Source organism: Lujinxingia sediminis (genome assembly GCF_004005565.1).
Classification (GTDB): Bacteria; Myxococcota_A; Bradymonadia; order Bradymonadales; family Bradymonadaceae; genus Lujinxingia; species Lujinxingia sediminis.
In genome coordinates this window covers 12004-36487 of record NZ_SADD01000002.1, presented here as the reverse complement: position 1 = coordinate 36487, position 24484 = coordinate 12004, and the positions used below count along the sequence as shown (strand labels likewise).

12 protein-coding genes are annotated in these 24484 nt (G+C 61.4%); 11 read left to right on the top strand and 1 reads right to left on the bottom strand.

Going from position 1 to position 24484, the window contains the following annotated elements:
• The first annotated feature begins 86 nt into the window (after nucleotides 1-86).
• The 10 genes from EA187_RS06010 to EA187_RS20320 all read left to right on the top strand — a co-directional run bounded on the left by EA187_RS06010 (nucleotide 87) and on the right by EA187_RS20320 (nucleotide 21009).
• Complete coding sequence (locus tag EA187_RS06010) at nucleotides 87-2444, top strand: DUF4268 domain-containing protein (protein ID WP_127779529.1); 2358 nt, start codon at nucleotides 87-89, stop codon at nucleotides 2442-2444.
• Nucleotides 2445-2635: 191 nt separating this feature from the next.
• Entirely contained in the window at nucleotides 2636-2848 is a 213-nt protein-coding gene (gene mads1 / locus EA187_RS06005; protein ID WP_127779527.1) for a methylation-associated defense system helix-turn-helix domain-containing protein MAD1, read from the top strand.
• Entirely contained in the window at nucleotides 2841-4868 is a 2028-nt protein-coding gene (gene mads2, locus EA187_RS06000; protein WP_127779525.1) for a methylation-associated defense system DNA methyltransferase MAD2, read from the top strand. The genes mads1 and mads2 overlap by 8 nt, the downstream gene beginning before the upstream one ends.
• On the top strand, nucleotides 4865-6271 hold the full coding sequence (mads5, locus tag EA187_RS05995; protein WP_127779524.1) for a methylation-associated defense system restriction endonuclease subunit S MAD5: 1407 nt from the start codon (nucleotides 4865-4867) through the stop codon (nucleotides 6269-6271). The genes mads2 and mads5 overlap by 4 nt, the downstream gene beginning before the upstream one ends.
• Nucleotides 6271-10446 (top strand): methylation-associated defense system protein kinase MAD6, encoded by a 4176-nt coding sequence (gene mads6 / locus EA187_RS05990; RefSeq protein ID WP_127779523.1) that lies wholly within the window; start codon nucleotides 6271-6273, stop codon nucleotides 10444-10446. Before mads5 ends, mads6 begins: the two co-directional genes overlap by 1 nt.
• On the top strand, nucleotides 10446-12137 hold the full coding sequence (gene mads7 / locus EA187_RS05985; protein WP_127779522.1) for a methylation-associated defense system protein MAD7: 1692 nt from the start codon (nucleotides 10446-10448) through the stop codon (nucleotides 12135-12137). Before mads6 ends, mads7 begins: the two co-directional genes overlap by 1 nt.
• Nucleotides 12134-17743, top strand: coding sequence for a methylation-associated defense system ATP-binding protein MAD8 (gene mads8, locus EA187_RS05980; RefSeq protein WP_127779521.1), 5610 nt, complete (start codon nucleotides 12134-12136; stop codon nucleotides 17741-17743). The genes mads7 and mads8 overlap by 4 nt, the downstream gene beginning before the upstream one ends.
• Before the next feature lie 95 nt (nucleotides 17744-17838).
• Entirely contained in the window at nucleotides 17839-18468 is a 630-nt protein-coding gene (locus EA187_RS05975) for an ApaLI family restriction endonuclease (RefSeq protein WP_127779520.1), read from the top strand.
• On the top strand, nucleotides 18465-19667 hold the full coding sequence (locus EA187_RS05970; protein WP_127779519.1) for a DNA methyltransferase: 1203 nt from the start codon (nucleotides 18465-18467) through the stop codon (nucleotides 19665-19667). The genes EA187_RS05975 and EA187_RS05970 overlap by 4 nt, the downstream gene beginning before the upstream one ends.
• Before the next feature lie 544 nt (nucleotides 19668-20211).
• Entirely contained in the window at nucleotides 20212-21009 is a 798-nt protein-coding gene (locus tag EA187_RS20320) for a hypothetical protein (protein WP_164856049.1), read from the top strand.
• Nucleotides 21010-21105: 96 nt separating this feature from the next.
• Here EA187_RS20320 and EA187_RS05960 read toward each other — a convergent pair whose 3' ends face one another.
• Nucleotides 21106-23514, bottom strand: a complete 2409-nt coding sequence (locus EA187_RS05960) for an ATP-binding protein (protein ID WP_164856048.1) — start codon at nucleotides 23512-23514, stop codon at nucleotides 21106-21108.
• A gap of 169 nt (nucleotides 23515-23683) precedes the next feature.
• On the opposite strand from EA187_RS05960, the gene EA187_RS05955 reads away from it, so the two are divergent.
• Nucleotides 23684-24412, top strand: a complete 729-nt coding sequence (locus EA187_RS05955) for a hypothetical protein (RefSeq protein ID WP_127779517.1) — start codon at nucleotides 23684-23686, stop codon at nucleotides 24410-24412.
• The last annotated feature ends 72 nt before the right edge of the window (nucleotides 24413-24484 follow it).

Here is a 24484-nt window from a genome sequence, read left to right as displayed (position 1 = left end):
CACGCGCTGAGGCCGCAACCTCGCGTGCCTTTCCGGGCGCGGCGAGTGGGTCTTGTGAGCGCGGGTGAGGGTTGACCGGAGGGATCATGACCAAACGCATTGAAGGCCGCGCCCGCACCGTCCGCGAGCTGCTCGACGGGGCGCGCTACACGATCGACTTCTACCAGCGCGAGTACGCCTGGCAGGAGCGTCAGGTGCGCGAGCTTATCGACGACCTCAGCGGCAAGTTTCTGGACTTCTATCAGCCGGAACACGCTCGCCGCGCGGTGGCCGACTACGGGCATTATTTTCTGGGCTCGATCGTCATCAGCCATAAGCGCAGCAAGCGCTTTATTGTGGACGGGCAGCAGCGCCTGACCACGCTCTCGTTGTTGCTGATCTTTTTGAACCATCAGCAGCGCGGCATCGAGGGCGCGGTCGATGTCACGAAGCTCATTTATTCGGAGCGTTTCGGCACCAAAGACTTCAACCTGGCGGTGCCCGAGCGTGAAGGCGTGATGCAGACGCTGCTGGAGGGCGGCTCGCCCAACCTCCACGACGCGAGCGAGTCGGTGGTGACGATCGCGCGGCGCTACGAGAATATCGGCGACCATTTTCCCGAAGAGATCTCGGGTGAGGTGCTGCCCTATTTTGTGGACTGGCTCCTGGAGAACGTGCACCTGGTGGAGATCGAGGCGTACAAAGACGAAGACGCCTACACCATCTTCGAGACGATGAACGACCGCGGCCTCTCGCTAAGCCTTGCCGAGATGCTCAAGGGCTACGTGCTCGCCAATATCACCCGTGAGGAGGACCAGCGGGCGGTCAACACCACCTGGAAGGCCCATATGCAGGCCTTTAAAGAGTTCGGTGACGACGAGGACATCGACTTCTTTAAGAACTGGCTGCGCGCTCGCTACGCCGAGACGATTCGCCCGGGCAAAAAGGGCGCCGAGAACAAAGACTATGAGCGCATCGGCTCCGAATTTCATCGTTGGGTGCGCGACCAGCGGGAGCGCATGGGGCTGAAAAGCTCGGAGAGCTATGTGCGCTTTGTGCAACGCGACCTGAACTTCTACGGCAAATACGCGCTCGCCATCCGCCGCGCCTCGACGCAGATCACCGAGGGCTGGGAGTCCATCTACTTCAACGAAGACCGTGGGTTCACACTCCAACACCAGGCCCTACTCGCCGCACTCCACCCCGGCGACTCCGACCAGGTGGTGCGCCAGAAGGTGCGCCTGGTCGCCGACTTCCTCGACATCTGGCTTGCACGCCGCGTGTGGAACTTCCGCACGATTGCGTACTCCTCGGTCAAATACACCCTCTTCATGCTCACCCGCGAGCTGCGCCACCGAAACGTGCAGGAACTCTCCGACTTCTTACGCGAGCAACTCGACGCCCAGCCCGAGACCTTCGTCACCCAGCCGCGCCTGCGCCTGCATAATCAAAACTACCGCCAGATCCGCCACATCCTCGCGCGCCTCACCCACTGGGTCGACGCCCAATGCGGCCTGACCTCCCACTTCGAGGACCTCGTCTCCCAGGGCCGCGCGCGCCCCTTCGAGATCGAACATATCTGGGCCGACGATTACGACCGCTTCGCCGACGACTTCGCCCACCCCTCCGAATTCGAGGTTGAGCGCAACCGCCTGGGCGGCCTGCTCCTCCTGCAACGCGGCCTCAACCAGAGCCTCGGCGACGCCACCTTTGAGGTCAAACGCGACGCCTACGTCACCCAGGGCGAGTCGATGCTGGCGCGGAGCCTGCACCCGGCGGCGTATGCGAAAAGCCCGGGGTTCCGCGCGCTGCGCGAGCGCACCGGTCTGGCGTTTAAGCCCTACGAGAGTTTTGGCCCCGAGGCCCAGGCCGAGCGGCAGGAGTTGTATATCAGGATTGCGGAGTGGGTGTGGAATCCGAGTCGGTTGGAGGTGGATGGGGGTGGGGAGAGGGCTCCGGTGCATGGGGAGATTGTGTATGGGGAGTCGTTGGCGGCGAAGGCGGTACCCAGTGAGAGACCCAGCGACATCAGGCGTTTCGAGGCGAGGTACGGATTCTGGAAGGTGCTGCTCGCCGAGTCGCACGCGAGGAGTGAGTTGCATACGAACATTTCTCCGGGGCGTGCGAGCTACGTCGGCGCACGCCGGCACGGGCAGGAATGGAACTACGTGGTACTGATGGAGGAGACCCGCGTGGAGCTCTACATCAACAGCTCGAACCCGGCCGACAACAAGCCTTTGTTTGACGCGCTCCACGCCGAGCGTGAGGCGATCGAAGCGGCGTTTGGCGACAACCTCGACTGGCAGCGTCTCGACGATAAGAAAGTGTCGCGCATCAGCTACACCGTCCCTGGCGGATGGGCGGACGAAGCTCGGTGGGGCGAGGTGGCTGGGAGGGCGGTTGGGGCGATGGAGCGGTTGTATGGGGTGTTGGGGGAGAGGGTTGGGGTGTTGGAGGGGGTGTGAGGGGCGGAGAAGTATCTGAAGCGGAGCAATATATATGCTTCTCTACAGTAACGCTTGTCGGTTTTATATTTGGTTGAAATCATATCAAATCCAAACAGATCCGTCTTGTTCCGCTTGAGCTTGGCTGCTTACTCTGTTAACCAGGAGGCTGCGTGTAATCCCGCACGCAGGAGCAGTGGAGCGCGCGCCCGATGGATGACCGCTGGATGTCGGTAGACGAGATCGCCGAATACCTCGGTGTCAGCAAGGACACCGTCTACGCCTGGGTCACCAAGAAGGGCATGCCTGGCTACAAGGTCGGCCGCTTCTGGAAGTTCAAGCGGGAGGACGTGGACGTGTGGGTGCGCGATGGCGGCGCGGCCAGTGACTCGGATGACGACGTGAAGGAGAGCAACGATGAGTAACGACCTCGCAGTCGAAGAGATCGATCAGGCCGGCGACGACGAGGTCACCTCGCTCGAAGAGGGCAAGATCCTCGACTACATCACCGGCGACCCCGTCAAGGACTCGGCGAAGGAGCAGGTGCGCCAGCGTATCGCCCGGGCCCTCTTCCACGAGTACGGCATCTCCGTCGAGGACATGGCCCGCGACTTCAAGATGAAGATCGACGGCCGGAAGAAGAAGGGAGCGGACATCGCTATCTTCGCTCCAGGTGAGGCCCACACCGTCGAGAACCTCCGCCGAATCGTCGTCTGCGAAAAGGAGCCGAAGAAGGGCAGCAAGGGCGCGTACAAGATGCGCGACCATGAACAGGCCAAGAAGGACTTCGCGCTTCTTCACGCAGCGATGACCGAAGCTGACGGCTGTGCGTGGGGACTCTGGACGAACGGCCTCGAGCTCTTCTTCTTCGAGAAGGAGGTCACACGTTTCGACGTCAAGTTCCATCCCCGTGCCGACTGGCCGCTGTCTGGCGAGACTCTCGGCTCGCGGACGGTGCACTCGCACGCGACGCTCCGGCGAGCGGATCCGGAGATGCTCCGCATCGCCTTCAGGCGTTGCCACAACTTCATCCACGGCAACGAAGGAATGCCCAAGGACGCTGCCTTTTGGCAGTTCCTCTACCTCATCTTTGCCAAGATGCATGACGAGCGCCGTCCACGCGATGAGGAGCCCCGGTTCTGGGCTGGTCCCACCGAGCAATTCGATGCCAAGGGGCGTGGAGCCATTCGAGCTCGCATCGAGCCGCTGTTCGAGGAAGTGAAGTCGAAGTACTCGGACATCTTCCGTGGAAATGAGGAAATCACCCTCTCAGATCGAGCCTTGGCGTTCATGGTGTCGGAACTCGCCAAGTACGACTTCCGAAGGACGGACGTCGATGCCAAGGGAGCAGCGTATCAGGAGATCGTCGGAACCAACCTTCGCGGTGATCGCGGGCAGTACTTCACCCCGAGGGGGGCCATCAATCTGATGGTCCAGATGCTCAACCCTCAGCCTGGAGAACGGGTCCTCGACCCCTCGTGCGGGACCGGCGGGTTCCTTGTCGCCACCGTCAACCACTGGCTCGAGAAGTTCAACGCCGAGACGGAGAGCGGCGGTGCAGACACTGACGACTTCCTTTCGGTCGCTGAGCACATTCGTGAGCTTGTCGAGAGCAACATCTTCGGTGCGGACTTCGACCCCTTCTTGGTCAGGGCAACGACCATGAACCTGATGATGGCGGCCGGCGCCAAGGCGAAGATCTCGCACATGGACTCGCTCGCATTCCCGAAAGGCCACCTGTCGGGCGTGCCCATCGCGAAGGAGACATTCCCGCTCGGTAGCATCGATGTGCTCATGACCAACCCACCGTTCGGGTCTGAGATCCCGATTACGGATCCAACGATCCTGGGCGACTACGACCTAGCCGCGAAGTGGGACAAGGACGGTGATGCCTATCGACGGGGCGACGGCCTGCAGACGTCTGTGGCGCCCGAGGTTCTCTTTATCCAGAGGGCGATCGAGTGGCTTAAGCCAGGCGGCCGGATGGGAATCGTTCTGCCCAATGGAATTCTCGGCAACCCTGGCGACGAGTACATCCGTGAGTGGGTGCTCCGACACTGTTGGGTGCTCGCCAGCGTTGAGCTTCCTGTCGAAGTCTTCAAGGCGGAAGCCAACGTAAACATCCTGACGAGCCTCCTCTTCCTCAAGAGGAAGACGCAGCAGGAAGTGCAAGCAACGGATCTCTCGGGGGACCCGGACTACCCCATCTTCATGGCGGTGGCGGACAAGGTGGGCCTCGGCCCTCGCGGGGACGTGATCTACAAGCGTGGCCCCGACGGAATCGAACTTCTCGAGGAAGTGGAAGAGCGTGAGCGCATCCGCATCAACGGGAAGTCCGTTGAACGGGTCCTTCGTCGCAAGCAGAAGATCGTCGACGACGACCTGCCTGAGATCGCGCGTGCCTACAGCGATTTCCGGAAGACTACACCGGAGCCGGGGCTATGAGGACGGGAACCGCGACAAGAGCCGAGCTCGATGGAGAAGGGACTCGCCTTCAGGCGGGCTACCATCTCTCTGAGGATCAGCGGGCCGTTGCACGCCTCCGAAAACTGGCCGGACAGTGTGTCCCCCTTGGGCAACTCGTAGAGCACGAGGGGCTGTTCACCGGCTCCATTTTCAAGCGCGTGTATGCGTCCGGCGCTGCCCATGGCAAGCCGTACGTCTCGCCGAGTGACCTCCTAAAGGTGGAGGTGCGGTCGTGCAGTTTCCTCTCGCCACTCGTGGGTTCCGATCGGATTGAGCGACTTGCCCTGAAGCCAGGCACCGTGCTCGTCACTTGCTCCGGAATGAACCTGGGCCAGGCGATTTGGTGCCGCCCCGACATGGACGGCCTAATTGCGTCCCATGACCTCATTCGGATCGAGGTCAACGGCTCACGGGTACCGGCTGGGTACGTCTACGCCTACCTGGCTGGTCGCTTCGGACACGCGTGGATTCGCAAGCAGATCTACGGCGGCAACATCAAACACGTCGAGGCAGACCACCTCGAGCCACTTCCCGTACCCCGTCTCGATCCCCAGCTCGAGGTCGACGTGGACGCCAAGGTGCGCCGTTTCGCAGAGCTGGTCGCGAGCTACCGGCAGGGACTCGATGCGGCGACCCAACTTCTGTTCTCCCACCTGGAGATCGAGGACATCGACGCCGAGCAATGGTGGGACGACTCCCGACACCTTGGCTGGGTTCACCACGGGGCGTCACGCGAAACGCTCCGAGCCCTCAATCACCATCCGGTAGCGGCGGAGCTCGCAGGCCGCATCCGGGCTGGCACCCACTCGCTTCTCGGCGAGCTCTGCCGACCAGAGTTGTTCAAGGGGAAGATCATCTTCAAGCGGATCGATGCGGAGCCCCCGTACGCGGTGATGCTGCTCGGTCAGCGGAACGCCTTCCGATTGCGCCCCTACGGTCGCATGATCTCGAAGGCGTCGATTCAGGGCCTTGGGCTTCAGGTTCCGCCACTGTCGACGATGATTCCTTCGCACGGAACGCTCGGTGAGGGGGAGCTGTACTGCCGTGCCTTCATCGTGACGTCGGAGACGGCCAAGTACGCATACAGCGGAGACTTCTTCCGTTGTATTCCCATCCCAGAGAAGGTCCCGCCAGGGTACCTGTTCGCCTTCCTTCGTAGCGAGACGGCGTTCAGGCTGCTTCGGTCGATCAGTGCTGGGGGCAAGCAACAAGAGCAGCACCCTGCTCTTATGTGGCGCATGCCAATCCCTCGACTCGAGGCGCCCCGCGAGGAGGAGATCCACCAGCGCATCGTGACCGCGTGCGAGCAACTGGACGAAGCACTGCTGCTTGAGGAGCAAGCGAGGAAAGAAGTCGAACGCGCGATCCAGGAGGCGTCCTGATGGCCACCGTGATCCCCGTCGGAGACCCGGTCAACGAGGCCGAGCGCAGGACCATCGCGCACCTGCGCGACAACCTGCCGAGCAGCTACATCATCCTCCACAACTTCGAGGTGGAACGAGGTGGCGAGCTCTTCGAAGTGGATCTCGCCGTAATCGCCCCGCACGCGGTCTACCTGGTGGACACCAAGGGCACCCGCGGCCTCATCGATGTCTACGGGTCGAAGTGGTACCCGGAGGGCCGGCAGCCCTACACGTCGCCGCTGATCAAGCTGCGCGGCCATGCCCGAAGCCTCAAGGGCATCATCACCGACAGCCAGCCCAGCCGCAGCGACCTGCGCGACATCTACGTCGATGCAGCGGTCGTGCTCGCGGCCCCCGACGCGGTGCTCCAGGACCCCGGCGGGCGCGACGCCCCGCGGGTTACCACGCTGAAGAAGTCGGCGGCCTTTTTCCAGAACGCCGCGGCGGTGCCCGGGAAGTTCTCGAAGAACATCAGCCGACTGCACAACATGGTGCTCAAGGCGCTGCAGGGCGTGGCGAAGAAGCGCTCAGGCCCGTTGCGCTTCGGCAACTGGGAGGTCGACGAGCAGCTCGGCGGCACCGACGCCTACACCGAGTACCGGGCCTACAACATGTTCGCCGGCAAGCGCTCGGGCCAGGTACTGCTCCGAGCGTACAAGGCCGATCCCTACCTGCCCGACGAGGCGCGGGCTCAGCAGCGGGCACGCATCGCCAACGCCTACAACGCCCTCAACGGCATGCCGGGGCACCCGGGCATCGTCGGGGTGCGGGACTTCTTCGGGACGGAACACGAGGACCGCTACGTCCTGGTCACCGAGGACGTGCCCGGGCAGGCGCTTCGGCTGCACATCGACAAGCCGAACCTCGCGCTCACGCTCGACCAGAAGCTCCGCGTCGCGGGGGACCTGCTCAACGCCCTTGGGCACGCGCACCAGCACGACGTGGTGCACCGAAACCTGACGCCGAGCACAATTCTGCTGGGGAGCGACGGTCGCCTCCGCGTCGTGGGCTTCGACTTCGCCCGCACCGGGACCGATCGCACCCTCACCATCGCTCACGAGATCGTTGACGAGCTCGAGCCCGCCTACCAGGCACCAGAGGTGTTCCGAGAGCCGCAGAACGCAAACCCCTCCTCGGACGTGTTCAGCGCAGGCCTCGTCCTCTACGAGCTCTTCACCGGCGAGAAGCCGTTCTCCGGCCCCACCGAGCTCTTCGACCTCAGCGGCGTGTTCGCGACCAAGCCGTCCGACGCTCGAGGCGAGCTGCCCGAGGGCTTCGACGGGTGGCTGCAAAAGCTCTGCACCTTCGACCCCGACAAGCGGCCATCGGCGGCCCAGGCCGCGGCAGACCTCGCTGCTCTTCTGGCCCCCAGGGTCGGCACTGATGAGTCGGCGGAGCCTCTGCCTGAGCCCGCGCCCGAACCGGAGCCGGCTCCCGAGCTCGACTACAGCCGGCTCGTCGCCGGCACCAACCTCACCCACAAATACGTCGTCCAAGAGCGCCTCGGCCGGCCCGGCTCGTTCGGAGTGGTCTACAAGGTCATCGACACGCTCGGCGACGTCACCCGCGCGGTGAAGCTGATTCTGCGCGACCGCCACTCGACACTCGACCGGCTGAAGAAGGAGTACCGCACGCTCCTTCGGACGCCGGACCACCCCCGCGTCGTCAAGGTCATCGATGCCGACCTGCTGCCCGGCGGCGGGCCCCCCTTCATCGTCTTCGAGTTCATCGACGGCCTCGACGTCGGGGAGATGGTCGACGGGAGCCTGTTCGCGCCGTCTGACGCCCTCGATCTCGCGCGGCAGGTGACCGAGGGGCTGGTGCACCTGCATCGCCACGGCGTCTACCACTGCGACATCAAGCCGCGGAACCTGCTGTGGACCAACGACGGCGTGCGCATCATCGACTTCAACGTCTCGGTGCTCGCGACCTCGGACAACGGGCATGGAGGCGGGTCGCGGCGCTACCTGCCGCCGGATCTCGATCTGACCCAGGTCCCGCAACCGAGCGATCTCGCCGACCGCGATCTCTACGCCCTGGGCGTCACCCTCTACGAGGCGGTGACCGGTCAGTACCCGTGGGATGCGTCCACGCCCCCGCCGGGTGAAGCCCCGAAGGACCCGCGTGAGCTCTCGGGCCTCTCCGACCTGTCGCCGGAGTTCGTGGACGTCATCCTCAAGGCCATCGCACCGAAGCGCGCTGAACGCTTCGCTTCGGCCACGGAGCTCGTCTCGGCGCTGGAAGGAATCAAGCAGGCGCGTCGTCCTCGGCCCGAGGCTGAGAGTACGGGCGCATGGTCCGTCGCTGGATTCGGCGGTGGCACCGAGCTGTTTCAGTTGGGCCCGCCGAACACGAACCCCTACGTTCATCGGCTGCTGACCGTCTACAGCCAGAGCAAGCGCAGCAACGTGGGCACTCGCGGCCTCGATGAGCTCGGCGAGCAGACCTACGTCGAGACGGCGCTCGACCGCGATCTCGAGCCGGCCGTGCTCACCGGCGAGTTCGGGCTGGTCCTCATCACGGGCAACGCGGGCGACGGCAAGACCGCCTTTCTGCAGCGCCTCGAGAAGCGCGCCGAAGACCAGCAGGCCGTGTTCGCGGAGCCACTTCCCAACGGCCGCAGCTTCACGCTCCAGGGCCGCACCTTCGTCACCAACTACGACGGCAGCCAGGACGAGGGCGAGCAGACCAGCGACGAGGTCCTCCGCGACTTCTTCGCTCCCTTCGCGGGGGACGACGACAGCGCCTGGCCAAAGAACGAGGTCCGCCTCATCGCCATCAACGAGGGCCGGCTGGTCGACTTCCTCGCGTCCGAGGGAGCGCAGTTCCCGCTGCTGGCGAAGGTCATCAACGAGGGGCTCGTGACCGGCGTGCCCGACCACGGCGTGGCGGTGGTGAACCTCAACCTGCGTAGCGTCGTGACCGACCCGATGGGCTTCGAGGGTGACCCCAAGGGCGGCGACGAGTCGATCTTCGCGAGACTCATGCGGCGCATGACCGCCGAGCCGTTCTGGGAGCCGTGCCACGCATGCGACCTCAAGGACCGCTGCTATGCGTTCCACAACGCCCGTAGCTTCCAAGACGGTACCGCGGGCCCGAAGGTCGTCGAGCGACTCAAGACTGTGTACACGCTCACGCACCTCCGCGGGCGCCTGCACATCACGCTGCGAGACCTGCGCTCGGCGCTGGCCTACATGCTGGTGGGCACTCGCGACTGCAACGAGATCCACGACTTCTACCGAGCCGGGGACCGCGACGAGATCGTCCAGGGCTTCTACTTCAACAGCTGGATGGGAGGCGACGCGCCCAACGCCGATCGCCTTCTGACGCTGCTGAAGGACGTCGACATGGGCGTCGCCAGCGACCCTCGGCTCGACCGCGCCCTCGACTTCGTCTCCCCGACGGCCGACCGTAGCCTCTTCGCCTTCGACCAGCGCGGCACCTACGACCGCGAAGTGATGCGGCGCCTCTTCGACGACCTGCCCCGCGACTTCTCGGGTCGCCCCTCGGAGCACCGCGCCCAGGCCCACCAGCGCTACGTGGCCATGGCGCGGCGACGTGCCTTCTTCGAGCGCCGCGACGGGGCCTGGCGCCAGATGCTGCCCTACCGGTCCGCTGAGCGAATGCTCGAACTGGTCACCGGTAAGGCCGGAGACGCGGTACTCAATGGAGAGCTGCTCCCGACCATCATCCGCGCCATCAACCGCGGTGAGGGCCTCACGGATCCGGACCGCCTCGGGGGCAAGCTCGCGCTCCAGGTGCGTGACGTGGAGCGCGGCACGGTCCGCAGCTACCGCGTGTTCCCGGCGGATCGATTCAGCATGCGCATCCTCGATGCGGCGAGCGCCGCCCGCTTCGTCGAGCACATGCCGACCGGGCTCGTCCTTCAGTACGAGGGGGCCGGAGGCAACCGGGCCGAGCTGCGCATCAACCTCGACGTCTTCGAGATGCTCGAGCGGCTCAACGAGGGCTACCGGCCGAGCGTCGAGGAGGAGCAGGGCTACTACTTGAGCCTCGCCGTCTTCAAGAACCTGCTGGGCTCGGAGCCCTACCAGGAGGTGCTGCTCACCACGACGGGGCACGACTTCTATCGCGTCGAGCGCCACAACGACGGTCGCCTCGAGATGAACCAGCTTGGAATGGTGGCGGTCTGATGGCGTTGTCGAAACGAGACCGGGAGTTCCGCCTCCCCAAGATCAGCTACCTCGATTTCAAGCAGCTCGAGATGGACCGCGTGCTCACGGCCTTCTTCGCGCGCTTGGCTCACAACGGCTTCCCCAGCCGGCTGCGGCGGAAGGCCCAGCTGACCACCGAGGCCTTCGTCGAGGAGTTCCTCGAACACCCGGAGTGGTTTACGGGCTTCGGTTCCCACCAGGACATCCTCGCGCGGTGGATCGAGACCCATCTCATGGACGTCGTGAACCGCGGCAAGCCGAACCAGGCCATCGCCGCGCCGAGGCCGCTCCACGGGTTCACCTATCGCTTCCGCAACCCGAAGCACTCGCGCGACTACGGGGCTGCCCAGCATCTCTACGAGCTGCTCTACGGGGCCCGCAGCGGCCAGGGGCAGAAGGCCCTCGAGCACCTCGACCACTTCTTCTTCCAGGGGCACGACAAGGTCACCGGCCGGTCGAGCGACAGCGCCAACCTCGACGTCGAGACGCAGGCCCTCCTGCGGCTGCTCGACCAGGTGGACGACGCGGCCGATACGCGCAGCGGGCGGGAGAGCTACCCACCGCTCTGCGTCGGTGCGGCGGACCTGCTCGCCGAAGACGTGATGCGGCTGCTCTTCTACCAGCGCTTCATCCCGCGTTCGGTGATGGTCGACTACCTGAAGGTGCTGCTCGCCTTCCACCTGGCGCTCTACCACCTGCGGCTGTTCAAGCTCCTGCCGGCGCTCGTGAAGCGCAAGGGTGCCGACCCGACGTGCGCCGCGTGCCCGATGAACCCGAAGAGCCCGAACGACCCGCATGGCGACTGCCCACATCGCGTCGGGCTCCTGCTCGACGTAGCCGGACAGCCAGGCACAGACATGGCGGCGCTCGCCGAGCGCAGCGCCGACGTCCACTACCGCCGCATCCCGCCCTTCGTGAAGGCGTACTTCGCTACCAAGAAGCTCGACGAGTTCGCGGCTGATCTCGTGCGCCGTGGGAAGCTCACCAAGCCGGCCCACGGAGACTTCGCGGTTGGCGACGTTCTTCAGCTGCTCGAGCCGATGCACAAGGCCGAGCGCGAAAAGTTCTTCGGCCAGCGCGTGTACGGGCTCATCCAGGACTCCAGCGGCGCCAAGGACGCCGACCTGGATCCGGAGATCAAGGCGGTCACCGAGATGGGCCTGGGCGAGTTCGACACCTACCTCGAGATGCTCGTAGCCCTCCGCGGCCGGTTCCACCGGCAGTACATCACCGAGTGCATCGACTCGCTGCTGATGAAGAACCGGCCCGGCTCTCTGGTCGCGCAGCCGCGCGTCAAAAACGCCCCTCGGCGCTTCGTGCTCGAAAGTCGACTGCTCGAGGTGCTGCTTCAGATCGCCGTGCTCCGCCCTGGCGGCGCGCTCGGCTACCACACCGGCGAGCTGCGCATCGACGAGCTGCTGACCTTCCTGCGTGAGCGCTATGGGCTCTACATCGACCGGCTCCCTCGCGGCGATGGTTTCCAGGCGCCCTCGATCGCCGACCGGCGTGCGCTCCGCGAGAACCTCGAGGCATTCACGTCGAGGCTTCGCGAAGTCGGCTTCTACCAGGACCTCTCCGACGCCTACGTCACGCAGACCGTGACGCCTCGCTACCGGATCGACTTCGACGGTGCTGTGCCGGGCGCCTCGGCGGAAGGAGGCAAAGCATGACCCAGGGACTTCGAGAGATTCAGCCCTACGACCTGGCCGCCGAGCTAGAGCGTGTTCTTCTTCCCAAGCTCGTCGAGCTCCTGAAGTCGCGCGCGCCCGGACACTGCATGCGCGTCACCGACCTCGACGCCGACCTGATGGCCCGCCTCTGTGGTCGCCTGCGCGCGGAGGTGCCCGAATCCGAGGTCGTCATCCTCGGCAATGGTCCCACCACCCGGACACCCCCCGAGCTCACGGTCTCCAGCACCAAGCTCGTCGAGCTGCGCAACCCGCTGGCGGACGGGACCCAGCGCAACCCTCTGCTGGTCTTCATCCCCAACGACATTCGTGCGGCGGCCGAGGACTCCTTCGGCGTCGCGACCTTCGAGGATGTGCAGCTTGGGGACGTGTACGGCGAGCTGCGCGCGAAGCTGCTCAAGGACCTTCCGAGTGGAGTCCGCGGTACGGTGACCGAGGCGCTGCGTCGCCTCACCGACAGCGAGAATCCCTGGGCCTTCGCCGACCCGGTGTCGGTGGTTCGGTTCCTCCTGACGGCCAAGGTCAACGGCAACGACCTCGAGGCTGTCGGTGCTGCGCTCTATGAGCTGGCCCTGGTGCCCGACTTCGAGCTGCTGGCGCAGCCCGAGAAGGCGCCGGCACGGGTGAGCCGCAACCGCGAGTGCGTGGAGAAGCTGACGTGGTCGCCGAAGTCCGAGCGCGGCCGCGTGCTCGACCTGGGCCTGACCAACCGAGGCTTCCGCATGCAGCTCGGCAACTTCGCGGCCGAGGCCGGGCTCGAGGAGCCGCGCTCGTGGACCCGGCGCATCGTGCTCGACCGCAACTACTGGGGCCTCGCCTTCAACAAGTGGGAGTTCGAGGACGGCGGCGAAGAGCCGGACGCCATCTTCATCGGCGAGGTGGAGACCAACCTGCCTGTCGTTGAGGAAGACGAGACCGACGAGCGCCTGAGCCAGCTCATCGGTCAGACGGTGCTGCCCCTCGGCAAGGCGGGCGTGCGCAAGTTCAACGTCACGTTCCGCGTCGATCCGCTGCCCGGCAAGGTGCAGGGGCTGTCGAAGTTCATCATCCAGGTGATCTCGAAGGAACACGGACCGGTCGGGCTGGTGAGGAAGAAGTCCGCGTGGACCTCCAACCGCTCGCAAGCGAATGTCAGCTTCACCAAGCTGAACAAGGTCGACTGGGAAGAAGGCTGGCACTTCATCCGCGTGTTGCCCCTCACCGAGGAGGGCGACCTGATCCCCCTCGTCGACGACGCCGGCAACCCCGTGCCCTGGGCGGCCGACGAGGAAGACTTCGTTCCGCGGCCCAACGAGAGCGACCTGTTCTACGTCCTGCCCGACGGCGAGATGGAGGTCGACCCTCCCCAACGCGCCGTGCAGCGAGAGGAGAGCCTCATCCACGCGCGAACTCGGCTGAAGTTCACCGCGCTGATCGACGAGCGTGATCCGGACGCCATCGGCGTGAGCGCGGTCGAGTGGGCCGAGCGCAAGACCCGTGGCCGCGCCACCGGCAACGAGATGCTCGAGGTGAAGTTCGGCCGCGACGGCACCATGAACGTGCCGGTCAGTCGCCCGCTGAAGGTTCTCGAGCAGAAGATCCTCGCGGTCGCCGACGGCCCCATCTCGTGGCGCATCCCGGTATCGCTCGGTACCACGGGGCAAGCCACGGGCGACTCGGCGCGCTGGCCCGACGGCGAGGCCACAGCGCGGTTCCTGGCCGCTCGTGCGGCCTACTTCGAGGCCATCCGCGCCGGCACGAAGGAGCTGGTCACCCAGGGAGCGGATCTGCGTTCGTTGCGACCGCTCATCGTCGCCTACGCGACGGCCTACCAGGACCTGGTTCAATCGCTGCTCCACCAGGCCGAGGCCGGCGGTGAGGCTGGAAAGCGGGCCCTGTCCGATCTGCGCAAGGTGTTGGCCGTCGACACCGTGACACTGGCCATTCGGGATCACCGCGGGCGCCGCCGGGAGGCTGCCCTCGTCGCGCCGACACATCCGCTGCGCGCGCTCTGGCTCGCCGCGTGGGCCGAGCTCGCCGAGCAGTGGCTCAGCGCCGCCAAGAACGCGCCGAAGGAGTTCGCGGTGCCGACCCGGGATGCGCTCCTGCGCTTCCTCGCGCCAGTGAGCTTCCCACCGGTGCTCCCGACGACGAGCGGACGGCTGCTGACGGCGGTCGACAACCTGCACCCATTCTGGACCCTCTACGCGCCTTCGCACGAGGAAGACCCGCGCAGCCTCGTTGGTGATGTCTGCACGGCGCTCGGGCTTCCGGAGCCGGCCATCGGCGGCTCGACCATCGACGGGGCGTACCTGGCGTCGCGCATCCAGCGATACCTCGTCCAGCACCCCTACGTCCGGTCGATCGTCATCAACGCGTTCAACGCCGGACGTGCCGCTGTCCTCGCCGACATGTTGCTGCAGCTCCAGAAGGAGCGCGCCTTCGCAGGCATCCGCTACGACATTCGGCTCTTCGTTCCCGATGCTGATGCCCCGGGCGTGGGTGAGGCCCTCGCCGACCTCCTGTCGCCAACGACGGGCGTGACCGCGCGCGAAGCCGACGCGTTCACGACCCCGACCGAAAGCCATCTCCGTCCGAAGCTCGCGCTGGCCGTCCGACCCACGTCGGAGTTCCGCCGAGCGCCGGAGCAGCACGCCGCGCATCTATCGATGCTCTTCGACCTCTTCCCCGCCGAGGAGGTGGGCGCGGCCCGAGCTTCGCTCAAGGAGTCGGCAGCGTCGATTCATGGCCTCGTGCAGGACTTCCAGGTCGACTACCGGGAGGACGACGCAACCGTCGCCTGGTCGCGCCAGCCGCGGCACGGATTCGCGCTGCCTCTCGACGGTGCCGAAGAGCTGACCGACCTGCTCTCCGTGTTGCCCTCGCTGCTCTCCAGCGCGACGGCCACGGTCTCCACCGGGGAGACCGGCCTCAACATGCGGCCGGTGATCAAGCTGGCCCTCGACACCGAGGACCGCGCGATCCTGCACCAGGTCCACGAGGTGAGCGACTGGGTCTTCACCCTCGACCGCAACATGGGCATCGAGTTCTTCGACCATGGTGGTCTCAAGGGTCGGCCCGACTACCTCATCGACCACTCGCCGGACATCGCCGGCTCGCTCGGCCATCGCCTGACCATCACTTCGCGGTCTGTCGCGGAGCTCGAGGCGATGCTACGGCCGGTCCTCGAGCAGTACCGGCTCAAGGCCGAGGGACGTCACTCCATCGCGATCCTCGACCAGCTGCGCTCGCTGTCGGGCCGGCTGGCGCTCAAGCTCATCTCGTCGCCGACGCAGCGCGCCGAGGCCCTCGGTCTCGCGCTCTCGCGCATGTACCTTGAGCACCAGGGCGTCTTCACGAACCAGGTCATGGTGCCCTTGGACGCGCACCTCGAGCTCTACCGCGTGTTGAAGAAGAGCGCCGACGAGCTGGGCGACGAGGTCAGCTTCAAGCGCACCGATCTCGCGCTGTTCGACCTCGACGCCAAGGCCCGGACCATCACGTGCCGTCTGGTCGAGGTGAAGTGCTACAACCAGGTCGGTGACCTGGGGGCGTTCAACGCCCTCAAGGACAGCATCGCCGAGCAGATCGCACAGAGCGAAGAGGTCCTCAGCTACCACTTCGACCCGAAGCGCTCGCCCATCGACCGTCCCGATCGGCTGGTCAAGACCCGCGAGCTCGTCACGCTGCTCGAGTTCTACATGGACCGCGCGACCCGCTACGGGGCGATGACCGAGCTGGCCAGCGAGGAAGCGCGCTTCCTGCTGCGCACCCTCGAGGACGGCTACCGGCTCGACTTCACCCGTGCCGCCATCATCTTCGACTTCGACAAGCCCGGCACCGAGCCCGCCGAGCGCGAGAACGGGATCGAGTACCACCGCATCGGTGTCGACCTCATCCAGCAGCTCGTGGAGGCGGCGGCTCCGGAGCTGACGCTGAGCGAGGCCGAGCTCGAAGAGGTCCTCGAGGGCGAAGAGCCCGCGGCGGCCCGCAGTATCGCCGAGCTCACTCGCCGTCGCGAGAAGGCGCCGTCGGTCCCGACCCTCGACGAAGCAGCCTTCCTTGGTCGTCCGCGCGACCGCTCTGTGTCCTGGGAGGACCTGCGCGCGCGGCGGACCCTCGGCGAGGAGGACGTCCACGATCGCGAACCCGCCGAGTCCGGAGCTGGCCCCGCGGTTCCAGAGCCTGAAGCAAAGCCCGCCCCCAAGGCGCCGACGGCGGTCGAACCGGCCCCCGAGCCGGACGAGGCCCCGCTTGCCCCACAGCCGGCCCCTGAGCCGCTGAGGCAGCCCGAGCCCCAGCCGGAGCCCGCCGAGGCCACGTCGCCGCCTGTCGCGCCCTCACAGGCCGACAGCGAGCCCGCACCGAAGCCTGCTGCCACCGCAGCATCGGGTGATCCGCACTACGACGTGCTCATCGGGGTCTCCGGTGAGTCGCCGCAGTACGGCGTTCTCGGTGAGCTCTCCGGTCGCAAGGTCGCCATCGACCTCAACCACACGCACACCATCAGCCTCTTCGGCGTCCAGGGCGGCGGCAAGTCGTACACGCTCGGCACGGTTGCGGAGATGGCCTCGCTGCCCATCCCCAACATCAACAAGCTGCCGCAGCCGCTGGCCACGGTGATTTTCCACTACAGCCCGACGATGGACTACAAGCCGGAGTTCACGTCGATGGTCTCGCCGAACTCGGACGAAGGCCAGCTGGCGGCGCTTCGCGAACGTTACGGCGCGGAGCCACGGGCGCTCTCCGACGTGTTGTTGCTCGTCCCGGCGGACAAGCTCGACGAGCGACGCGAAGAGTACCCGGGCATCGAGGTCCGGCCGCTCAAGTTCGCCGCGAGCGAGCTGCAGGCCAGCCACTGGCGCTTCCTGATGGGCGCGGTGGGCAACCAGGCCACCTACATCCGCCAGCTCAACCGGATCATGAAGCGGCTCCGGGACAACCTCACCCTCGCTGGTGTGCGCCAGGGCGTGGACGACTCCCAGATGCCGGACCACATCAAGGCGCTGGCCCACGAGCGCCTCGAGTTCGCCGGCGACTTCATCGCCGACGAGACGCGGCTCGGCGACTTCATCCACCCGGGGCGACTCATCATCGTCGACGTTCGCGACGAGTTCATCGAGAAGGACCAGGCCCTCGGGCTCTTCGTCGTCCTCCTCCAGCTCTTCGCCGACGCGAAGCATGAGGGGAAGGCGTTTAACAAGCTCGTCGTGTTCGACGAGGCGCACAAGTACATCGAGAGCCCCGACCTGGTGGCCGGCCTCGTCGAGGTCGTTCGCGAGATGCGCCACAAGGGCACGAGCATCATGGTCGCGAGCCAGGACCCGCCGTCCGTGCCCGTGTCCCTGATCGAGCTCTCGAGCCAGATCATCCTTCACAAGTTCAACTCGCCCGCCTGGCTTAAGCACATCCAGAAGGCGAACGCCGCCCTGGGCGGCCTGACCCCCGAGAAGATGGCGCATTTGCGTCCGGGGGAGGCATACCTCTGGTCGAGCAAGGCCACCGACGAGGCCTTCTGCAAGGGCGCCATCAAGGTGAAGTGCCGGCCGCGGGTGACCCAGCACGGCGGTGCGACGAAGACGGCTGTTCAAGAAGGTGGAGCCGTTTAAAGCTGTTATAAAAACCTACTTGGGGTTGGTAGCTTGCCTAAAAAACGATGCGGTAGAAATGAAGCTCACTAATGGTAAAATTGGAGTAATGAGACATGGTAGTGAATGTTGAAGAGGATATTCGAGCTATCGCAAACCGCTATGCGGAACAGCTTTCGAAAAAAGTTGCTAAGCGCGTTCTGGATATGGACTCCGATGACACATCTCATTTCTTGATCTATAGAGTTCTTGGTGTGTCGGAGAATGAAGGTCGAAATATTGATGTTTATCAAAATAAGGGCCGATTTCTTTACCGGTATGCAGGAGCTTTTCTCGAAGAAGCCACTAAGGTTTGTTTTAAAAGCCGGTTTCCGGGAGCTAAAACTATAAAAGTGGATAATACACGTGGGTCTAAACCTAAGACGTTTGAAATTGATATTGCTGATGAGGTGAGTAAGGTTGGGATTGAAGTGAAGTGGAGAGATGCTACTACAGATGGCGATCATATTACAAAGGAACATACTCGTCTCCTCGCAGTTAAAGATGCAGGATATACACCGATACGCGTGATGTATTATTATCCAAATAGAGAACAGGCTCTTCGAGTTCAACGGGCGCTTGCGAGTCTATATCGAGAGGCGGGTGGCCAGTATTTTGCTGGCGAAGAAGCATGGCAGTTTGTTGTGGATAAGACCGGTGTTGATCTGTTGAGGATCTTGACAGAGCTTGCGGAGGAAAAAACATGAGTGGTGAGAGCGAGGTGATTCATGGCGACTGTTTAACAGAATTACGCGGTCTTAAAGACCGGTTTGCATTGGTTTATTTAGACCCGCCTTTTTTTACAAATACGACGCAGCGAGCCGTTACGCGGGATGGACGTAATGAGTACAGTTATGAGGACTCTTGGCCCTCGATGGAGTCATATCTTGAATATATGAAAGCACGCCTTGAGGCGGTGCTTAACGTGGTTACAGAAAATGCGTCTATAGTTTATCATTGTGATCGGCGTACAAGTCACCATGCTAGACTGTTGTTGGAGACTCTTTTGGGTGTTGATAGTTTTAGGTCTGAAATTGTTTGGACATATAAACGGTGGTCTAATTCCAAAAAAGGTTTAATGCCTGCACACCAAACACTGTTTTGGTTTACGGTTGGTGATGATTACATTTTTAATCAACGCTTTGAAGGGTACTCTCCAACAACCAATGTTGATCAGCTGTTGCAAATGCGTACCCGAGATTCGCGAAATAAATCTGTTTATGCATATGGCGATAATGGTAGTGTTATACCTAACGGGGCGAAGAAGGGTGTACCTGTTTCCGATGTTTGGGATATTCCATACTTGAATCCAAAGGCAAAAGAGAGAGTTGGTTATCCAACTCAGAAGCCTGTAGCTCTGCTGTCAAGGGTTGTGGAAATGTTCTCGAATCCAGAAGATTACGTGCTGGATCCTTTTTGTGGTAGTGGCACAACCCTTGTTGCTACACAATTGCATGGTCGAACGGGGGTTGGTATCGACCTTAACCAAGATGCAGTGGCGCTGTGCCGAAGTAGATTACAGAATCCGGTAATCACTCAATCGAAAGTTCTTGAGGTTGGCCGTGAGAGCTATCGTCGGAGCGATGATGCGTGGGAGTCCTATCTAATAGGGCTTGATGTAACTCCTGTGCATCGAAACTCTTCAATTGATGCTGTTTTGGAGAATGGACACCATGGTCTACCAGTGCTTTTTCGAGTGCAGCGCCCAGGAGAGTCAATTTCCGCACTGAGTATTAGTATGGCAGAAGCAGTAGAAAAGAAACAAGCAGCGGCTGGGTTTATTGTGCGTAATCGCAATCAACGCGCTGCGCAAGGCCGTCTATTTAACGAGGTCTTATGTGATAGGGTATATGTTGTTGATTCGGTTGGGTGTCAAGTTCATGCCGCTTTGGCTGCACTTAATTGAGTTGTGGTGTCTTTGCGGATAATGGAGTTGGTTTTGATTTCTGGTGAATATGTGGTTTAAAGTTCTTATATGCGCAGATTTAAATTGGGTGGTCTTGCTGGTTATGGTTTGTTCTACATGTGGAGGTTGAGGTTGGTTTTGATAGTTGGTTTTCTGAATTATGTGTTTTTAAGAGTTTAAACTTTCACTCGACCTCTCTCTTATTATAACACCTCCCCTAAATCAAGCGGCCAACTCGCCAAACAAAGCGCCATACACAGTTGGTGATTTATTCCCGAGCGCCTGGTGGGGTTGTTTGGTATTGTAGAACTTGACCCAGCTGTAGTGTCCCCCCACCACAACGCTTTCATACGCCCTCCCGCCACTCCCCTTGCCACCCCCACCTCCCCCGTGGCACAACGATCTCATTCACAAACACCACGTCTCCCCCGGGGGAGACACCGCTGCTGGTAATCCAGATCGCATCACCTGATCGCCCGTAATGGTACGGGCGCTGGCGATCGTGCTGGGGGATGGGCGGGCACTTCCGAAAAGGAGTGTTCTGATGTCTGAGGCCAAGTTTGATGTGAAGTTGAAGGCGTGGATGGAGCGTAGCGCGGACCGGCTCAAGACGGTGGCGCCGAAAACCGAGGATCCGCACGCTCAGAAGGCGCTGGAGCTGGCGGTGGAGCTTCTGGAGGGTCGCCTGGTGCCCTACAGCCAGGCGGTGCGTGAGGCGCTGGCGGAGGGCGAGGAGGCGGTGCGGGCGAGTGAGGACGTGGCGCGGGCGGAGGTGGAGGTGGAGGTGGCGTATGAGCGCCTCTACGCCACGGCGCAGGCCACGTACTACCTGGCGGTGGCGGATGCGTCGGCGGACGCGGAGCTTTTGAAGGAGCGCCTGGATCGGGGGATGCCGCTGCCGCCCTCGGGCTTTCGGGCGTTAGGTGTCGACCGGACGGGTTCGGTGATGGGCACCGCGCTGGGTTATGCCGAAGAGGCGTTGGGCGCGGATCACCCCGTCGTGGTCGAGGCGCAGGGCGCGCAGGAGGCGTTCTCCCAGGCGCTTAAAGTCGCCGATGCCGAGAATGCCGATGCGGTCAAAGCCATGCAGAAGCTCTTTGCCGCGCGCGCCCAGGCTCGCCGCGCCTACGTGGCGGCGCGCCAGTTCGTCGACGCGGCGCTCTCGCTCGATGCCGATGCGAGCATTCGCCAGCTCATGCCGGCCATCACCACCATGTACGATTCTCGTACAGCGGCCGACCCGGTACTCGCCGACCCCACCTTGCCCGTGGCGGATGATGTGGTGGTGAACGACGGGCCTTCGGCCGACCCGGTGCCGGTGGTAGAGCCCGCCGACGCGTGATGGGTGAGTGGTGAGAACGCGTAAGCAGGTGTGAGCGAGAAAACCCTCCGGTGAGGCCGGAGGGTTTTTTTGTGGGTGAGGAGGAGCAGAGTAGCTCTATCTCGACACAGGTCGATCGATTGCTGTTTTGATTCTATTGATGTCTTCTTTCAGTGAGGATGATATAGACTCCCAACCAAGTGGTTGTGTGCCGAAGCTCGATCGTTCCCACGCTATATCCAAATAGTTCACAAATTCTTCAGCCCTCTTAATTCGACCCCGTATTGTCCACTCATCACGAATCCTGGCATGTAGACTTTCGTCAAAAATCGGAGTGTCAACCACAACTGCGTCGATATAGGTGAACATCCGAGTAAGCCTTAAAATATGATATGCTCCGGCTGTCGTAATACGAAGTTGGACTTGGTATTGATTGGATTGAGATGGTCGACGACCGCCAGAAGTAGTTACTAATCTATGGTTGGTAGCGCGAAGGATCGCATCGTCAATCTGCTCTGGGATGAAACCAAAAGATTGTAGTTGAGCCACAACTTTAGGCGCTTCAACAAAGCCGTCCGATTGCCCAACATTCGCTTTATCAAGCAAAAGCTGCATTAAAAGGGGAAGTAAGAAGTGCTCTCTTTCATTACAGGAGGTCACATCAAACAAATTGCAAATGGGTGAAGTTTTTGGAGAAAAATACATTGTATCACCGAACATTACTGACCTGATTAACTCGTGAAGTGGCACAGTGTATCGTCCTGATTTTCTATATATTTCAACCATCTTTTTTGTGTTGACATGCGCGCTTCCAAAGGAGTCTCGAACAAAATCCAAAGCCTGCCGTAAATTTCCTGCTGCGACATTATCAACAAACTCGGCTATTTCGCCCCGCTTTGTGAAAGAGTTCTGGAACGATCGAACAATCAAAGAAAGCTCTGGTACCATTCTTTCAATATTTGGAGACGTTAAAGCGACAGAAGAGTCGCCAGCTAAAATTTTCCTTGCAAGATTCAACCTCTTTTTGATTACTTCATCAGTTCGTGCTGGTGAAATTGTAAACGCCTTGGGATGATAACCACTCAATGCACCATTTCTAAGAGATTCGTAATAAGTGCTGGGACGAAGGGAGACAAATACAGTGACGGGCCATTGCGAAAACTCTTGGGCCGCCAAGAATACCAATTGCTGTGTATGTAAATCCCGTTGGTCAGCATTGTCCAAAAAAAGCAAGAGCCGTTTCCGATGGGATCTAGCGAGCTCTTCAATTGCCCGCTTAAGATGAGAGTCTGAAATTCTCTGAAGACTTTCTAAGAGTTCAATTTCTTTCTCTAAATATTTTTCTGGATTTATTTGTTTCAAGTCGCCATGAATGCCGTCTTCAAGCTCTCGGAGTTCGTCGCGATAAAGATGTCGGACGAACTTGTTTGAGTAGATGTTGATTTGATATTTTCTCTTGATTTGGCTGCAAATTTCACGCAATAAATAGCTTCGCAGATTATCAGTAAGGTTTGCCTCGTAACCTAAGTTAACGAATAGGCTTACTAAGTCTTCACTTTCTGATTTTTGTTCTAATACAAGGCGTCGTAAAAAAGTGGTTTTTCCGACCCCTACCTCGCCAAGAATAAGAATCGGTCGATTCGACGCGCTTGGGTTTTTAAGTTCTTCTGAAATTCCGTTTTTTGTATTTGCGGGAGTTATAGCTGGGCCGGGAGTTGAGGTGTCGAATACGGCAGCGTATCTTGTGTTTAAAACTGCTTTCCCGAGTAGTGAGCTTTGAGAGAGTGCTCCTATTTCGCAATAACACTCATCTAAAAACTCCGCTTCAAATCGAGAGTCTTTGGGAATATCTTCAAAAACCATTTCTGCCAAATTCTTCATTTCAGCCTGATAAATATTTCTCGATATGACACCAGGATAGTCTGGGATCTTTTGCGCCAGTTTCGTAGGGGGCTCTTTATATGGAGTTTGAAGAAGCTGGTACTTCAAATTGCGTTTAGAGACGGCACTGCGAGATAGGGCGTTCCAAAGTATAAGAAAGTCAGCTTCCATAACGTCAAAGCTTTCAAAAACGAGAGCTTGTCCTTCCATCGGAGACACGCCATCAGTTCTAGTAGCAAGAAATGCGATAATTTGATGGCCATTTGCTACAGCCGCAAATAAAACACCGCATTGCTGGGCATATCTTAATGCTTGTTGAATGGCACTTTGAAGGCCTGCATTTCCCCGACAAATGGTACTTATTTTTCTAATTCTGGTGCGGTTTCCGGCGGGGACTTCAAATGAAATTCCTTCCTTTTTTGCCTCAACTACTAACACCCGATTGGTAATGTAAAACATGTAGTCGACATACTCACCATTGTCGTGTTCTTCCGCGTTGGTCTCACTGCGTTCCCAACCAAGGCAGTTGAAAAAAAGCTGATCTATTAGATGGAGTCTCGTCGTTGCTTCATTTCGGTGTGACTCTGTGGACTCATATAGCGACTTTAGCTTGCGAAGATTTTCGTATCCTTCTTCGTAGCTCATTGCGTTCACCATGAATTTTGTGTGGTTTAGTTGGTGGTAATGTATGTGTTATAGATGCGTGTTGTTCTGAAAACCTTGCTGCGTCTAGCGTCTAGGCGCGTTGGCGTCATTATATATATAATGCCTAGACTTCATCAACCATATCTCTGGTGCAGACCGGCTCAAGACGGTGGCGCCGAAGACCGAGGATCCGCACGGTCGGCGCGCGCTGGAGTTGGCGGTGGAGCTTCTGGAGGGTCGTCTGGTGCCCTACAGCCAGGCCGTGCGTGAGGCGCTGGCGGAGGGCGAGGAGGCGGTGCGGGCCAGTGAGGACGTGGCGCGGGCGGAAGTGGAGGTGGAGGTGGCGTATGAGCGCCTCTACGCCACGGCGCAGGCCACATACTACCTGGCGGTGGCGGATGCGTCGGCGGACGCGGAGCTTTTGAAGGAGCGCCTGGATCGGGGGATGCCGCTGCCGCCCTCGGGCTTTCGGGCGCTGGGCGTTGACCGGACGGGTTCGGTGATGGGCACCGCGCTGGGCTATGCCGGGGAGGCGTTGGGCGCGGATCACCCCGTGGTGGTCGAGGCTCAGAGCGCGCAGGAGGCGTTCTCTCAGGCGCTGAAAGTCGCCGATGCCGAGAATGCCGATGCGGTCAAAGCCATGCAGAAGCTCTTTGCCGCGCGCGCCCAGGCTCGGCGCGCCTACGTGGCGGCGCGTCAGTTCGTCGATGCGGCGCTCTCGCTCGATGCCGATGCGAGCATTCGCCAGCTCATGCCGGCCATCACCACCATGTACGATTCGCGTACCGCGGCCGACCCGGTACTCGCCGACCCCGCCTCGCCCGTGGCAAATGATGTGGTGGTGAACGATGGGCCTTCGACCGACCCGGTGCCGGTGGTGGAGCCTGTCGATGCGTGATGGGTGAGTGGTGAGAACGCGTAAGCTGGTGTGAGCGAGAAAACCCTCCGGTGAGGCCGGAGGGTTTTTTTG

Bases quoted from the DNA above. Each gene is read 5' to 3' on its own strand.
- EA187_RS06010 (WP_127779529.1), top strand. From the start codon at position 87: ATGACCAAACGCATTGAAGGCCGCGCCCGCACCGTCCGCGAGCTGCTC.
- mads1 (WP_127779527.1), top strand. From the start codon at position 2,636: ATGGATGACCGCTGGATGTCGGTAGACGAGATCGCCGAATACCTCGGT.
- mads2 (WP_127779525.1), top strand. From the start codon at position 2,841: ATGAGTAACGACCTCGCAGTCGAAGAGATCGATCAGGCCGGCGACGAC.
- mads5 (WP_127779524.1), top strand. From the start codon at position 4,865: ATGAGGACGGGAACCGCGACAAGAGCCGAGCTCGATGGAGAAGGGACT.
- mads6 (WP_127779523.1), top strand. From the start codon at position 6,271: ATGGCCACCGTGATCCCCGTCGGAGACCCGGTCAACGAGGCCGAGCGC.
- mads7 (WP_127779522.1), top strand. From the start codon at position 10,446: ATGGCGTTGTCGAAACGAGACCGGGAGTTCCGCCTCCCCAAGATCAGC.
- mads8 (WP_127779521.1), top strand. From the start codon at position 12,134: ATGACCCAGGGACTTCGAGAGATTCAGCCCTACGACCTGGCCGCCGAG.
- EA187_RS05975 (WP_127779520.1), top strand. From the start codon at position 17,839: ATGGTAGTGAATGTTGAAGAGGATATTCGAGCTATCGCAAACCGCTAT.
- EA187_RS05970 (WP_127779519.1), top strand. From the start codon at position 18,465: ATGAGTGGTGAGAGCGAGGTGATTCATGGCGACTGTTTAACAGAATTA.
- EA187_RS20320 (WP_164856049.1), top strand. From the start codon at position 20,212: ATGTCTGAGGCCAAGTTTGATGTGAAGTTGAAGGCGTGGATGGAGCGT.
- EA187_RS05960 (WP_164856048.1), bottom strand. From the start codon at position 23,514: ATGAGCTACGAAGAAGGATACGAAAATCTTCGCAAGCTAAAGTCGCTA.